The following is a 14,920-nucleotide window of genomic DNA, read 5'->3' as shown; positions in this document are numbered from 1 at the left end:
GCGGTTATGGTCGAGCGGTGACCGACACCAAGGGCATCGCACAGACCTACTTTCGCGCCCTCGAAGCGCGTGACTGGACGGCGCTCGCCGAACTTCTCACTGATGACGTGGTGTATGAGATGCCGCAGTCGCGTGAGCGAATCATCGGCCGCGACCGGTATCTGCGGTTCAACCAGGAGTATCCCGGCGACTGGCATCTGGCGGTGCGTCGCATTGTGGCCCAGGACAATTGCGCCGCCGCTTGGATCGATGCCCGGGCCGGAGACGAACATCAGGACGCGATCGTCTGGCTCGATGTCGACGACGCCGGTCGGATCACCCGCGTGACCGATTTCTGGCCGGAAAACTACGAACCGCCCCACGGCCGCGAACATCTCACCGAGCTGTACTGACTACTCGACGCCGCGACTGGTGAAGTCGAAGGATTCGCCGTCGATGCCCCAGGAGATGATCCGTTCGGGGTGGATGCGGATGATCGCGCGTTCCTGGTGTGGGAACGGTGGCTGTTCGTCGTCGAGCGCGACGGCCGTGCCACGTACCTCGATGCCGCGAATCACGTACGGCTCCAACGAAATCTGCTGGTCGATGACGAACGACACTCGGCCGCCTGCCTCGACATTGCGGAACTTGCGGCTGGCTCGCATGCGCATGCCACCGATGTCGATCGTGCCGTCGGCGTTGACCCGGTAGTTGGTCGGGTTGTTCTGCACGACGCCGTCGGGCGATACCGTTGCCAGACGGCCGATTCCGGCTTCGGCGAGGAATTGCTGTTCGTTGCTGGTGAAGGTCATGTCGACGTCTCCTAAGTGGATTCAGAACAGGATCAGCGCGACGCACAGGCCGGCGATGGCGATGAGCTGCAGGGTGACCCGGTATTTCAGGATGCTGTCCCACTTGTCTTGCAGCGCACGGGCATCGGCGGGAATGATGCCGCTGAGTGCGGCGGCGGTCTGCTGGGTGTTGATCGGCTTGGCGATGCGGACGTAGAGCGCGAGCCAGGTGAACAACGCCGCCACCGCGATTCCCGTGGCGACAGCGGCACCGAGTTGCCCTGCGGCCAGTGCGATCACCAGGGTGAGCACCGCGGCGACCACCCCGCCCGCGCCGACGATCGGCATGCGTTTGTCGCCGTAGTAGTGACCCCATCCCGCACTGACGGTCACGGTCGCGTCGTCGAGTTTGCGGTAGACGGATCGCATGATCACCGCCGCGCAGACGTCGGTGCCATAGACCACGGCATTGGCGAGAACTGCTGCGACGGCGATGATCTGGCCGGTCATGATGAGCATTTCGAGCTTCCCTTCCCAAATTCTAGCGGCGCTAGAACCTTGAGCAACGGTAACACTCGCTCATCACGCTGTCTAGCGTTGCTAGATTTCGTCGATCGCGCGCATCAGGCGTGCCACTACCTCACTGTCATCGTGCGCCGACAGTGCCTGGTTGACGATCAGTTGATCTGGAATATCGTCGCCGCGGACGTACTTGCGGAAGCAGTTGTAGATCGCGTAATAGGCGAACGCGACCGAGTCCGGGAAGGCCAGATCGTCATCCTGCATGGCGGTCATGGGCTCGAGATAACGGGTGCCGACGTCCGCGAGATCCACGCCGACCCGAGCTGCGCCGAGGGCATCGGCGGGAAGCTCGACATCGACGCGGTGCCGGATCCCGACGACCGAGTCGCGGTAGCGAAGCGCGCGGGGTTTGCCCTTGACGTAATCGGTCCAGGTCAGCAGGGCATCCTCACACAGCGAAAGGTGAACCTGCCGTCGACCTTCAAATCCCAACTGGGAGAACAGCTGCCAGGGCGTCATGACCGATTCTAAACGCCCGCCTCGCCGCGCCAGGCAGCACGGTAACGACGGCAACCCGTTAGCCGATGGAACAATGAATACGAAAGCCATCTCACGCCATCGCCCTCGCAGCAATCGCCGTTGAAAGGCTGAAAATGTCCCCCCGGAAACTTGCCAAGATTTCCCTCACCGCCGGCGCGGTAGTAGCCGCTCTCATCGCCACCAGCGCCCCCGCCGCGGCCTCGAACTACCTCCCCGTCGAACTCCCCATGACCACCACCGGCGCCCACGGCCCCGGCTGCGCCGGCGACGTCTGGGGCGTAGGCAACGTCTACCCCGACGGCGACGTCCCCGGCACGGTAGACCTCCAGCTCAAAGGCTGGCTGAAGGTCTTCAACATCCCCGCCCCCTGGTGCACCCTGTCCCCCACGGTCCACTGGCGCAACCTCGAAACCGGCGCCACCGGCCAAGCCACCACCACCCTCGGCGCCTGGCAACCCTTCTTCTGGTCGGCCCCGGTAGTAGGCAACCTCCGCCTAGTCACCGGCCCCGGCCAGGTCGAATTCACCCTCACCTCCGACCTCCCCCACTCCCCGAGCGTCACAAGCTTCCGGGTGTACTGACACCGACCACGAAAACGGCTGTGCCACACAGGCTTCAATCCCCCACCGCGAACAGGACGCTACGCGTGAATATTCACGCGGCACTTTCCCGTTCCGCAAGGAATCGATCGAGCAGGTCGAACATCACCTCGAGGACCCTGATTTCCTGTTCGGGATCGAGGCCTGTGTCGGCGTCTCGCTCGGGCAGTGCAATCTGCGTGATCACAGCCCACCAAACAAGGTTGCTCTCGCGACGAAGGTGGTTGGTGAGAAGCCACTCGCGAAAGCCATCCAGTCCTCGACCTCCAGACCGCCGTGCCGCGTAGTCATACCCGTTCAGGAAGCACGTCACCCCACGGACGGTGGCGAAACCGATGAACATGCCCGGGCGCGCCGCGAACTGCAGCAGGTACTCGCGTTCGGTCAGGTTCTCCGGGTCCAACGGCGCCCACGTCTTGGTACGACCCCACTTGGCGAAGTGTCCATCGAGGTCTAACGATTTCTCCACCTCGCTACTTCACCATGTCGAACGGAGACCACGCACTGACGAGACTTGCTGTTGGCGGCGGGCTACAGCCGCGGCGATGGCAGGCAAGTCCTGGCGTCACCGCCGGAATGGCCCGCCACCCACAGGTCGGCATCGAACATACATTCGAACGTGCGCTAGAATGGCTCGCATGTCGCTGCCCCTGCAAGGTTCACTGTTCGATGGTGAGGCGATTGCCCTTGGGTCGATCGGGGCGGTTCGGCGTACACAACTCGATGCGACCTCGTGGGTCGATGTGCTGCCGGGCTGGTTGAGCGGGGCCAGTGAGGTGTTCGATCGGTTGGCGGAGCGGGTGCCGTGGCATGCGGAGCGGCGGCCGATGTATGACCGGGTGGTCGATGTGCCGCGGTTGGTGTCGTTTTTCGGGGAGAACGACCCGTTGCCTGATCGGATTCTGGTCGAGGCGCGGGCTGCTTTGACGGGGTATTACGAGAGCGAGCTCGGGGAACCTTTTCGGACGGCGGGGCTGTGTTTTTATCGCGATGGGCGCGACAGTGTCGCCTGGCACGGTGACACGATCGGGCGTGGAGCGACACACGACACGATGGTTGCGATCGTGTCGGTGGGGGCGCCGCGGTCGTTGATGTTGCGGCCGCGGGGCGGGGGTGCGAGTGTGCGGTTCACGGCGGGGCACGGGGATCTGTTGGTGATGGGTGGGGCGTGTCAGCGCAGCTGGGAGCACGCGGTTCCCAAAACTGCTCGGCCGGTGGGCCCTCGCATCAGTGTGCAGTTCCGTCCGCGTGGTGTGCGGTGAACTGACAGCACTGAGGGTGGCGGATGTCGGTGTCGCGCAATCAGTTTGTTGGTCCGAATCGGCGAGCCGGGGGCGACAGGCCGTTGAGTGGATCGGCGGATTCACCGACATGGCGGATTGTCGGTGGGTGGTCGTAGGATTCGGGGATGGGGAGTTCACTTATGCCGCACGTGCGGTCGTCGAATGCGTTGACGGGGCGGTGGTGCGCGACGTTCGAGGGCGGGGATGCGGTGGTCTCGGGGGCGGGGTTGTGGCCGTTGCTGGCGATACTCGCCAGCGCCGCCGCCGGACGGGCACGCGACGAACTCGCTGCCGCGGTGGACGTTCCGGCCGAGTTGGCGCAGCTGTTCGGGCTCGAAATGTTGCGTTCGCTGGATGCTTCGACAGAGGTGTCCACGGCGCTCGGGGTGTGGGTTCGGGCGGGGGTGCCGTTGCGCCGAGAGTGGGTCGACACCATGCCCACCGGAACCGTTGGTGAGCTCGGTGATTCGGCGATGCTGGACGCGTGGGCACGAGAACGCACCGATGGGTTGATCGAGAAATTTCCGGTGCCCATCGATCCGGATACCTTATGCGCGCTGGCGACCGCGCTGCTGGTTCGCACCCGGTGGTCGGAGGCGTTCAGGGAGACGATATTCGCTCCACAATCCGGACCGTGGCGGGGGCACCGAGGTCCTGGCCTGACCCGGACCGAATACGCGGACGGCAGTGTGGCGTATCTCGACGATGCGGTCACCCGCGTGATCGTGACCGGGACAGGCCAACTCGACGTCCATTTGTTGATCAGCGATCACGGTCCGATCGATGCGCTGGAAGCCGGTATCGCGGCGCTGGACGGCACAATTCCCGCATACAGCCACCTGCCCTTCGGCGTGACCGCGCCCTGCGTGGAAGTGACTCGAGTACAGACCTCCAACGGCAACTACGTGTCCTTGACGCTGCCGCCGTTCGAGGTCGAAAGCGGCCACGACCTCACCGACCACGCGGATCTGTTCGGCCTCACCGCCGCGCTGAAGGCTAGCGAGGGACACTTTCCCGGACTGTCCCCATTCCCCCTGGCGATCTCGGCAGCAGGCCAGAATATTGTCGCTCGGTTCGACGCGTTGGGCTTCGAGGCCGCCGCCGTCAGCGCTGTGTCGATGGTGGCCGGGTCTGTGCCGGTGATGGAATGGGCGACGCTCACCACGGTCACTATCGACCGACCGTTCGGATTCATGGCCGTGGACCGCCGGTCCGGCCTGGTCCTTGTCGCAGGTCAGGTCACCGCACCGCCGGTGACCTGGGATCGGCCGGTCGGCGAACAACCGGCGGTGGAACGAAATCCGGGGGCGCCGTGGTGAGATCGGTAATTCGGATTGCCGAAGATGTTGCTCAGCAACAGGATTCGGTTTCGGTACGGCTAGTGGAGGCCGTATCCTGGTAGAAGTCCGCAGTCGGGTGCACAGGGGGTCGTGGTGATCGTCGTTGTCGCGGACGAGAGCGAACTCGAAGGCGCAGAACAGATCGTCGGCACTGCCGTGCGTGACCAGGCGTTCAAAGCGGGTGGCGTGGCGGTGTTCCGCTGCCATGTGCCGGAGAGTCGGGGCGGGTCGGTCGAGGTCGACGCGCTGGTGTGCACGCCGCAGAGCGTGACCATCGTGGAGGTGAAGGGGTTCACCGCCCGCCAAGAGGGCACGTTGGCCACGCCGCCGAACGGGCCGTGGACCATCGACGGTGAACCGGCCGCGCTCTATCACGCTGTGCGGGTGCCGAACCCGTTCGTCCAGGTGCGTCGGCAGGTGTTCGCGGCGAAGAGTCTGCTGCAGCAGGCCGGGATCTTCGGCTGGGTGAACGCGGTGATCGCGCTGGTTCCGCAGCCGGGTGCCGAGATCACCATCGAGGAGACTCGGATCGCTGACGGGTATCGGGCGGTATTGGTGGACCGCGATGATGCGTCGGCGCTGCACGACTATTTTCAGGCCGAGAGCGGGCGTACCGTTCGGCTCAGTATCGAAGATGTCACGCGGGTTTTTGCCGCCCTGAACCTGGGGCATCTGTTGCCGGCATCGGATGAGCTGATGGCGCAGGGGTTTCCGGCCACGCTTGATCCGGCTGCTACCTCGCGACCGGCTTCGCCGCCTGCCTTCGAACTCGGGAGTGGGGCGGGATCTGGTTCTGATGAATCGGCTGTTCCGGCGAGTCCTGTTGCGGGGCAGTCTGGTTCGTTGCCGGTTGCCCAGGCTGCTACCCCGGCATTCCTTGCTGCGATCGATAGGCTCGCGAATCGATCGCCCGCACCTGTTCGCACTGTGAGTTCGACGCCGTCCAGCTCTTACGAAGAGGACGCTGAAACACCTGCTGGCAGTAGCGATTCTGCTGATGAATCAGATATTTCGGCGGCATCTCTCGGAGCGGTCGGGTCGAGTGGGGATCCGCTCGACAATCCGCAGGCCGGACCGGAGACCTCGGAGATCGCTCCGCTCGCCGAACCCGCAGATGACGGGGCGGGGACCGTGGGAGCGTCGAGTGGTGAATCGGCTGTCGAGGAAGTGTCGACTGTCGAAGAGGTGTCGGCCGAATCTTCTGCTGCCGACGAAACTCTCGCCCCAGCTGGCGCACCCGACCCTGTCGAAGAGGGCGATCCACCGCATGAGGACACCTCCGAAGATTCTGTCTCACTGAGCAAATCGACTGTTGGGGATGGATCAGGCGCGAGCGCTGGTGTCAGAGACGGTGACTTCGACGGCGAATCCACAACGCGCACAGCCGATGTGGAGCACGGGAACGAGAACCCTGAGCCCGAGGTCGCGAAGTCTTTCGCCGGTGCCCCGACTGACACGAGCCGCGAAGCTGGTGAGGGCCCTTCGGACGGCCCGGATTCTCCATCTGCCGCGACCCCCGCACCCGTCGCGACCGACTCCCCCGTCGCGAGCCCATCCGCCGTCGCGAGCCCATCTCTCGTCCCGGGCCCCTCACCTACCGCGAATCCCACGCCGGGCCCCGCACCAGACCCTGGCCCCGCACCAGACCCTCGCCCCGCGGACAGCAGAAGCTCAACACTCGGCGCAGCTGCCGCGCTCGCGACAGGTGCCGCACTCGGCGTTGCCTCCACCCGGTCTTCCGCCGACACCGAATCCCGAACCGCCGCATCAACTCCCAGCGGCACTGCCACCATCGCACCCCCCGCCCCCGAACCCGAAGCGCCGCACCAGAACCCAGGGCATTGGACCGAATGGGCCGAGCGCGACCGCGAGCCTCGACCGACCCTGACGCAACGATGGCAGGCACTGCGCCACCGAAACGGTCCGTCGCTGATCGAGAAGTGGCACAACCGCCCCGTCCGGCAGCGAACCACACCCAGACGCGGACTGCGGATCGGACCCGGTGTCGCGTTGATACTGTTCATCGCACTGTTCGGAGCCGGGTTCTTCGCGATCAAGGCGGTGCAGGCCGCCCAGTTCCAGATGTCGGACTACGACCGAATGTGCGGCCCGGACAAGAAACCGTTCCCCAACGCCGCACCCTACGAACGCGGCGGCGGCGCCCGCCCGATCTACCTGTCCGGCCAACTCACCACCATGGTCCACCCCGACGACCCCACCGCATGGAACCCCAGCGACCCGTCGACAGCGCAGCTCATCGCCTGCATGAAACAGCTGGAACTGCGCGACCTGGTCCAAACCTGCCAGTACGGCCCCACCCCCGGCCTGCCGATAGGACGCACCGTCAACCTGTTCCGCGCGACCTACGAGGTCGCGGTCTACGAACTGCACACCGGCCGCGAAGTAGCCAAGGCGACCATGCTCGGCGAACGCTATTCCGCCGACCCCGCCAACACCGACCAGGACCGCTGCCGAGCGGCCGCCAACGCCGACGACTACCTGGGCCGCCGCCTCGGCCAACCCTCCAAGACCCAACTCACCGGCTTCCTGGCCCCCCTGGTCCACGCCGCCCGCTGAACCCCTTGACCTCAACCCCACTCGAGGCAGCAGTATTCGTCAACGTGCCCCGAGCACACCCGACACCGCGCCCACCCAGCGCCGGTAGCGCCTCCGCCGGTTTCCTCGTACACCCACCGGCGGAGGCCGTCGGGTTCACAGCGGCGCGTCCACCGCAACGCGCACGACCTGCGCGAGATGCTGGTCCAGTTCACCGGGTTCGAAGCGCGTGGTGCCGATGACGTGCCAGAACTGCCCCGACACATTGCCCTCGTATTTGTAGCGCCCGTCGGGGGTCAACGCCGCCCACCCCTCCGGGAGTCCGAGCAACACAGCGCGGATCGTGGGTGGCGCGGTCGGGCTCGCTACACCGGACCACAGCACAACGTTGCCGTCCTCGCTGCCGCTGGCCAACAGTTCCCCGGTCGGATCGAATCCCAGGGTCGACACGCGTCGCCGATGACCTTCTAGGGTGTGCAGGTGTCGACCGGTTGCCATGTCCCACAACCGGATCACCAGGTCGTCGCCCGCGGTGGCGAGGATCCCCCGTCGAGGTTCGATGGCCGCCGCCCACAGTTTTCCGGTGTGCCGACTCATCTCGTGCAGCGGCTGGCCGGTGGTGACATCCCAGATCCGCGCGCTGCCGTCCCATGAAACGCTGGCCACTCGGTTCTCGTGAATGGCCACCGAGTACACCCGGTCTCGGTGACCGCGCAGGGTCTGCAGGCACTGCCCGGATTCCACGTTCCAGATCCGCACCGCCGAGTCGTCACAGCCCGAGGCCATGAGCACACCGTCGGCGCTGAACGCGATGGACCGCACCCGGCCGCGGTGCTCGCGGTAGTGCCCGTACTGGGCACCGGTGGCCCGGTTCCAGATGGTGACGGTGTCGTCGTCGTTCGCGGTCGCGATCAATTCGCCCGACGGAGCGAAGGCGATGGCCCAGATCGGGGCGGACTCGATACTGATATGGCGCTCATAGGAATCGGTGTCGATGTTGAACAGGCTCAGTCTGCCGTCGTTGCCGACCGTGGCCAGCTGACGCGGACGCACCGTGCTGAACAGCGCGGATTCGAAGGTGAGCAGGTGATCCTCGCTGCCCTGCACGGTGCGCACCAGTCGGCCGGTGACCGTGTCCCACAGCCGGACCACGCCGTCGTTGCCGCGGGTGGACAGCAACGTCGCGTCGGCACTGAATCCGACGGCGGAGGTTCGGCGGCCGTGACCTGCGAGCAGGTTCTTGCACGCGCCGGTGGCCGGGTCCCAGAAGCGAGTGGTGAACTGATCGTCGGTGACAGCGAGCTGGGTGCCGTCGGGCCGGAACACGAACGGCCAGATCGAGCCGGTGTGCGCGGTGAGTCGATGACGCAGATCGCCGGTTTCGCTGCTGCGCAGGCAGACCAGTCCGGCACTGTCACCGGAGGCGAGCAGCTCACCCGACGGGTCGAACGACAGCCAGTAGATCGCCGCGCTGTGCTCCGTCGGCGCGTAGAGCAGCTCACCGGTGTCCATATCCCACACCCGCAACATGCCGTCGGTGTCCCCGGAGGCGAGCACGTTGCGCGAAGGATGGAAGGCCAGGGTGTAGACGCGGCCGGTATGGCCGGTCAGTTTCCCGATCGCCGCACAGGTCGATGGATCCCACAGCGTCAACATGCCGTCGATGCCGCCCACCACCAGCAGCGAGCCCGTCGCATCGAACGCGATCCGGTACACCGCACCGTCGGCTGTGAATTCACCTTTCTGCCTACCGGTTTCGATGTCCCACAGTCGGATCATGCCGTTGCCGTAGGCCGCCGCGAGTGTGTGCTCGTGCAGCGAAAGGCTGTAGATCACCCACTTGGCACTGTCGGGCGGTCGGCATTCGTGACGGAGTTCGCCGGTCGGCAACGACCACAGTCGAAGTACTCCGTGCGCGTCGCCGGTGGCCAGTAGTTCACCGGTAGGGTCCACATGCACTGGCCACGACCACTTTTCGTGGCCCCGCAAGATCCGGCGCAGTTCGCCACTCGCCGCGTCCCAGATCCCGACCGTGCCATCGGCGGAACCGGTGACCAGCACCTGCTCGGTATAGGCGACGGCGAACGTGCGGGCGCGGTGTGTCTGCAACATGCGCAGCGGCCGACCGGTGTCGGCGTCGCAGATCAGCACACCGCCGTCATCGCTGCCCACCGCGACCGAGGCACCGTCGGGGCTGTAGGCGATCGGCTGCGGAAGTCTGCCGCGACTGGCGTGGAATCCGTGGCGCACTCCCAGTGCGGCAGGAGCGAATTCGGTATGAACCGGCGAACCTGGCACGCGAGCCGCGCCACGCAGATCCGTGCCGCCAGGACTGCCGATCACGTCGAGCAGGGCCGCGCGCTGCCAGCGGCTGCCTCCGCCGCGAGTCCCGGTCAGATCCGTGCGGACCAGCCGAGCTTTGGACAGGTCGGCATCGGTGAGATCGGCACCGACCAGGCGCGCGTCGTCCAGTCGCGCGCCCACCAGCCGCGCACCGCGCAACACCGCGTGGGTGAGGTTCGCGCCGATCAACCGTGCGCCGGTCAGGTCGGCACCGCTGAGGTCGACACCTTGCAGGTCGCGATAGGACAGGTCCTCGCCTGCCAACATCGCCCCACGCAGATCCGAGCTCGGCGCGGTGCGCAACCGGGTGGTCACCCGCAGCGCGTTGGTCCGGGAGTTGGTATCGGCGGACGCGTCGGCCAGGATCGACTCGGCCCACGTACGCAAGGCTCGAGGTTCGGCCAGATCGCACAGGAAGTCGATGACCAGCAGCGACAGCGGCGCCTGTGCCAGGTGTGGTGCGGGCTCCCCGGCGCTGATCCGCCGCGCGATGTAGTCGGCGACCAGCCACTCGGTGACCGATGAGTGGATGAACCCGAACAGGTCGTCGTCGGTGCGCACCAGCAGACTGCCCGATCCGATCGCGTGCGCCGACTGCTGGACCGACATTCGCTCGCGGCCGGCCATCTCGACGAGATCGCGCGCGACTTCGGACAGTTCGGCCGCGCGCAGATACGGCCTGCCGGTCTCCCAGACCCGCAGCGCGAAAGCCGTGACTCCCGCCCATAATTCGGCCAGATTCAACCCCGGCAGCGAACCGGCGACGGTGGCGGTGCGGTCCACTTCGTAGCGCAACCACGAATCGAGGATCTCTCGATACAGCGCCGCCGGGCCGATGGTGTTGGTCGTGCCGACCGCCGCGCGCAGTCTGCGTTCATCCAGATCGGCGATGAAGCTCAGCATTCGCGGGTTCTTGGCCAGGCTGAGCAGATCCTGGATTCCCTTGATCAGCTGCATTCGGGCATCGGCGCGGTGCGTGTCGCCGCCGTAGCGGTTGGTGAGAAACGCGTGGATCTGGGTCGGCCCGAACTCCTCGATGCTGATGATGCGCCGGTCGTCGAGAAGTCCGACGCGTTCGCCCAACGCGGTCAACACCTGTGCTCTGGACTCGAAATGTTGGGTGCGACTGGCGACGATGATCTTCGCCTTGCCGACGGCGGCCTGCAGCAAGGTTTCCAGGTGTTCGGCCGCGAATTCATAGCTGATCCTGGTCACCAACTCGTCGAAGCCGTCGAACAGCAGCACGACCCGGCCCTCACCGAGCATGTAGCGCAACGCTTTCAGGTCGATGCGGTCTTCACCGTGATTGGCCAGATGCGCCGCGACCAGTCCGTCGACCGAGTGCGTCTTGTCCAGTGCCCGAAGGTCGATCAGGATCGGGATCAGCGAGGAACTGGATTCGCTGATCCGGCGGGCCAGTTCACGCAACGCGAAGGTTTTGCCGCGGCCGAAGTCGCCCAGCAGCAGCACGAACCAGCCGTGATCGGCCTTCACGATGGTGGTCAGCTCGGCGACCAGGTCGTCCTGAATCGCGTGTTCGCTCTGTTCGAGCAGTCGGAATCGTTGCGGCACATACAGATCGGGGGGATAGCGGCGGTCCGAACGCAGGGCCGCGAGCTGGTGCGCCAAGTAGTCGGTGAGATCCAGCATCCCCTGGAACTCGAGAAAACTGCGCAGCCGCAGGCCCTGGCCGGAAGCCTCCTCACGCAACGCTCGGGACGGCGCTGTTCCGCTGTAGACGAGTTCGGACCCGAATTCGGGATCGTGGGCCAGGAAGTCCTCGATCGCCTGCCTGTTCAGTTCCTCCGGATGCGCGCCGATCCGCCACTGCACGGCCACCTCGTCACGTTGATGGGTGACGAACAGGTGCGGCGGGTCCGACTCGACGCGCCGGATGCGCGCACCGGGATAGCGCGCCTCGCACACTTCGATGATCCGCGCCAGCAGCCGCCCGTGTGGGTCGACCACCGGTGCCGGATCGGTCACCGGGTCGTCGGGATACGGGCCTTCGGCGGCAGTCGCCTCGATCACCTTGGCGTCGGATTTCGAGGCCAGTGCCGCGGTGACATTCGACCAGACCATCGGCAGCTCACCATCAGCGACGGAGGGCACGTCCCGCTGGAAGTTGAAGCGCGACAGTCCTTCTGCGGTGATATGAATGATCTCCGCGCTGCCGGGCGCCGCAGCGGGCAGGACGGGAAGTACCTCGCCGAGCCAAGCCCAGTGGAAGCCACCAGGGCCAGGACCGTGCACCAGAAGATTCAAGCGATTGCCGAGCAGCCGTGTCACCGTGGACGCGTCGCGCAACAATGCCGGGTCGGTCCGGGAGTCGCTCGTCCCCGGCAACGGGTCGTGGCGCATGACGCCGATCCGCAGCCAACCCCGCGCCTCGAAACTGCGCAATTGTTCGGAGAACCAGGCGACCTGGGTTTGCCCCACGCTGCCGTAATCGTCCTCCGGGCGATGCGTCGTGGCGATCGTGGAGTTCAGCCCGGCGACAACCACCCGTAGGTCCGGGATGGGAAACAGGGTCCATGGCTGACCGGCGTCGAAGACCAGGTGGTCCAGCCCCTGATACAGCTCGCCGAACAGCCGCGCGAATTGCTCGAGTTTCTCGAAGTACGGCGGCTGCGGCAGCCGATCGCGGGACTCGCAGCGCAGGAAGTAGCTTTCGCACGCCTTCTTGTTGACGTCGTGGTTGCCGGGCACCACGATCAACCGATCGGGCTCGAGCCCCAGCAGGATGCGCAAACCGGTCAGGAAGGTCAGCGCGGCGTCGACCTCGCGTGGGTGCCCGGATTCGGTGAGATCGCCCGATACCACGATCAGGTCCGGCGGCGGCACACCGTGATCGGACAGGTGGATCACGTCGGCCCAGATCCGCGATTGCAACTCGGCCGGGTCGGCGGGCTCGTCGCGTCCGAACAGACCGCGCCCGAATCGTGGGCCTGCCACGTGCAGCACCGAGATCCCGTTTCTGGATTCGCGGGTCCCGCCCGCACCCGGAAATGTCGGTGCCACCACCGGGGTCCGCCGATGCTCGACGGGCTGTGCGGGACCCCCACTGTTCGACCCGACCCGGTCACGGATCGCCGCGAAACCCTCCGACGGATACTCGGGTGCGTGCAGTGGCTTCGCGCGGCCGTCGCGCATGTGGCCGACCTTGTCCAACAAGATATTTCGGGCGGTTTCGGCACCGGCGACTCCGACGAGATCCAGGTACGTGCGGGTCGCGAGCAGCCCTTCAAGAGCACAGTCCGCGACCCGCACCGGCAGTAGTTTCTGCTCGTCGGTGCGAAGTGCGGCCTGCCACTCCATCGTTCCGTAATGCGAGGTCAGGTAGCTATCCGACAGCACCGCGATCACAATGGCCGAATCGCGCACGCCACGATCCATGAAATCGATGAAGTTGGTCCCCGGCACGAAATCCCACGCTTGGATCAGCGTGCGGAAACCCGCTGTCTCCAATTGCCACGCCACCCACGTGGCCCACCGCTCGTCGGCCGGTGAATAGCTGATGAAGAAGAACTCGCGCGCCCGCCCCAGGTCCGTCACACCCCAAGTATGCGCGCCCCCAGACCATCTCGAGCGAAGTCGTTATCTTCCGCGTCAACGACGGAGAACCCGTGATGCGATCATGGGTCCGTGCCCGAACAGGTCGACCCGCCACGCGCGCTCACTCCACGGGAGTGGTTGGCGCGGCGTCGACGACCGCACCTGACGGTGCTCGACTGGATCCGGATCAGCCTGCTGGTGGCAGGAGTCGGATTCGTGCTGACCGGCCTGCTGCCGCGAGCCGAGGCCGCGGAGAACCTGCGCCGGGTCGGGCCGCTGTTGCTGTTTCTCGGCAGCGTGATCGTGCTCGCCGAACTGACCAGGGAAGCAAAGGTTTTCGATGTCATCGCCCACCGCCTGGCCATCGTGGGGCGAGGCAACTATGTGGCGCTGTTCGCCCTGTGCGTGGTTTTCGCCTCGACCACGACAGTTCTGCTCAACCTCGACACCACCGCGGTGCTGCTGACCCCGGTGGTCCTCGCGCTGGCCAAGCCGACCGGCATTCCGCCGCTGCCATTGGCTATGACGACCCTGTGGCTGGCCAATACCGCGAGCTTGTTGCTGCCGGTGTCCAACCTGACGAATCTGCTGGCCGCCGACCGAATAGCCATGGGCTCCACCGAATTCGCGGCCAGAATGTGGGCACCCCAGCTCGCGTCGATCGTGGTGACCACGGCGTGCCTGTGGCTGTGGTACTGGCGTCGCGGACACCGCGACAGCGACCGGTATCTGCCGCCGCAGCCCGTGCACATCGACGGTCCGCGCGCGCGGGCACTGCAGTACGCGACCGCGGGGGCGTGCCTGCTGTTCATCGCCGCGATCCCGATCGTCGGGGATCAGATCGGGATCGCGGCGGTGGTCGCGGCCTGCATCGCGGTCGCCGCGTTCGCGATCTTGCGGCCGTCGGCGCTGCGGTGGTCGCTGATCCCGATCCAGTTGCTGATCTTCGTGGTCGGATTGTTCCTGGTCGTACCGACGTTGAGCCGGTGGGGACTCAGCGACATCATGCACGGTCTGATCGGCACCGACGACGGAACCGCCGGAGCGTTTCGGGCCGCGGCCGCAGGTGCCGGACTGTCCAATGTCGCCAATAATCTACCGGCCTATACCGCAGGCGAATCCGTCATTCCCGCCGAGAACGGGACACAACTGCTGGCCTTGCTCATCGGAACGAATGTCGGGCCCATCGTTACCCCGTGGGCCTCACTCGCGACGCTGATCGGACTCGAATTCTGTCGCACCCACGAGGTTCGCGTTCCGATGCTCCGATTCGTGTGCACCGGGTTCGCGCTGGCCCTGCTGGCAACCACGGCCGCGGTCGCCGCGCTGCTACTCACTGCGTGACATCTTGATTTCTCCGCCCACAGACCGGGACCGACGGCCTATTCTGGAATAACAGATGCGAGGGGGCG

General features: G+C 65.8%; 11 protein-coding genes. 6 read left to right on the top strand and 5 right to left on the bottom strand.

The features are described 5' to 3' along the window. The first annotated feature begins 17 nt into the window (after nucleotides 1–17). Nucleotides 18–392, top strand: a complete 375-nt coding sequence (locus ACFWU5_RS13300; protein WP_379267333.1) for a nuclear transport factor 2 family protein — start codon at nucleotides 18–20, stop codon at nucleotides 390–392. Here the strand turns inward: ACFWU5_RS13300 and ACFWU5_RS13295 are convergent, their stop codons facing one another. From ACFWU5_RS13295 to ACFWU5_RS13285, 3 genes are all read right to left on the bottom strand, one after another. After that, nucleotides 393–791 (bottom strand): PPOX class F420-dependent oxidoreductase, encoded by a 399-nt coding sequence (locus tag ACFWU5_RS13295; protein ID WP_379267332.1) that lies wholly within the window; start codon nucleotides 789–791, stop codon nucleotides 393–395. Nucleotides 792–812: 21 nt separating this feature from the next. Further along, nucleotides 813–1,289: a DUF1772 domain-containing protein gene (locus ACFWU5_RS13290; RefSeq protein ID WP_379267331.1), complete on the bottom strand. Its 477-nt coding sequence runs from the start codon at nucleotides 1,287–1,289 to the stop codon at nucleotides 813–815. 81 nt (nucleotides 1,290–1,370) lie between these two features. Beyond that, on the bottom strand, nucleotides 1,371–1,901 hold the full coding sequence (locus ACFWU5_RS13285; RefSeq protein ID WP_379267330.1) for a hypothetical protein: 531 nt from the start codon (nucleotides 1,899–1,901) through the stop codon (nucleotides 1,371–1,373). A gap of 44 nt (nucleotides 1,902–1,945) precedes the next feature. On the opposite strand from ACFWU5_RS13285, the gene ACFWU5_RS13280 reads away from it, so the two are divergent. After that, nucleotides 1,946–2,413: a hypothetical protein gene (locus ACFWU5_RS13280; RefSeq protein ID WP_379267329.1), complete on the top strand. Its 468-nt coding sequence runs from the start codon at nucleotides 1,946–1,948 to the stop codon at nucleotides 2,411–2,413. A gap of 73 nt (nucleotides 2,414–2,486) precedes the next feature. Here the strand turns inward: ACFWU5_RS13280 and ACFWU5_RS13275 are convergent, their stop codons facing one another. After that, nucleotides 2,487–2,834, bottom strand: coding sequence for a hypothetical protein (locus ACFWU5_RS13275; RefSeq protein ID WP_379267328.1), 348 nt, complete (start codon nucleotides 2,832–2,834; stop codon nucleotides 2,487–2,489). A gap of 235 nt (nucleotides 2,835–3,069) precedes the next feature. On the opposite strand from ACFWU5_RS13275, the gene ACFWU5_RS13270 reads away from it, so the two are divergent. From ACFWU5_RS13270 to ACFWU5_RS13260, 3 genes are all read left to right on the top strand, one after another. Then, nucleotides 3,070–3,693: an alpha-ketoglutarate-dependent dioxygenase AlkB gene (locus tag ACFWU5_RS13270; protein WP_379267327.1), complete on the top strand. Its 624-nt coding sequence runs from the start codon at nucleotides 3,070–3,072 to the stop codon at nucleotides 3,691–3,693. Between the two features lie 146 nt (nucleotides 3,694–3,839). Continuing rightward, entirely contained in the window at nucleotides 3,840–5,033 is a 1,194-nt protein-coding gene (locus tag ACFWU5_RS13265; RefSeq protein ID WP_379267326.1) for a serpin family protein, read from the top strand. Between the two features lie 114 nt (nucleotides 5,034–5,147). Then, entirely contained in the window at nucleotides 5,148–7,631 is a 2,484-nt protein-coding gene (locus ACFWU5_RS13260; protein ID WP_379267325.1) for an NERD domain-containing protein, read from the top strand. A gap of 135 nt (nucleotides 7,632–7,766) precedes the next feature. Here the strand turns inward: ACFWU5_RS13260 and ACFWU5_RS13255 are convergent, their stop codons facing one another. Then, nucleotides 7,767–13,508, bottom strand: a complete 5,742-nt coding sequence (locus tag ACFWU5_RS13255) for a TIR domain-containing protein (RefSeq protein WP_379267324.1) — start codon at nucleotides 13,506–13,508, stop codon at nucleotides 7,767–7,769. A 90-nt stretch (nucleotides 13,509–13,598) separates the two neighbouring features. Here ACFWU5_RS13255 and ACFWU5_RS13250 point away from each other — a divergent pair, with 90 nt between their 5' ends. Then, nucleotides 13,599–14,852: an SLC13 family permease gene (locus ACFWU5_RS13250; RefSeq protein WP_379267323.1), complete on the top strand. Its 1,254-nt coding sequence runs from the start codon at nucleotides 13,599–13,601 to the stop codon at nucleotides 14,850–14,852. Nucleotides 14,853–14,920: the final 68 nt, after the last annotated feature.

Source organism: Nocardia sp. NPDC058640, assembly GCF_042716995.1.
In the GTDB taxonomy this organism is placed as follows: Bacteria; Actinomycetota; Actinomycetes; order Mycobacteriales; family Mycobacteriaceae; genus Nocardia.
This window is presented reverse-complemented; position numbering and strand designations above follow the sequence as displayed.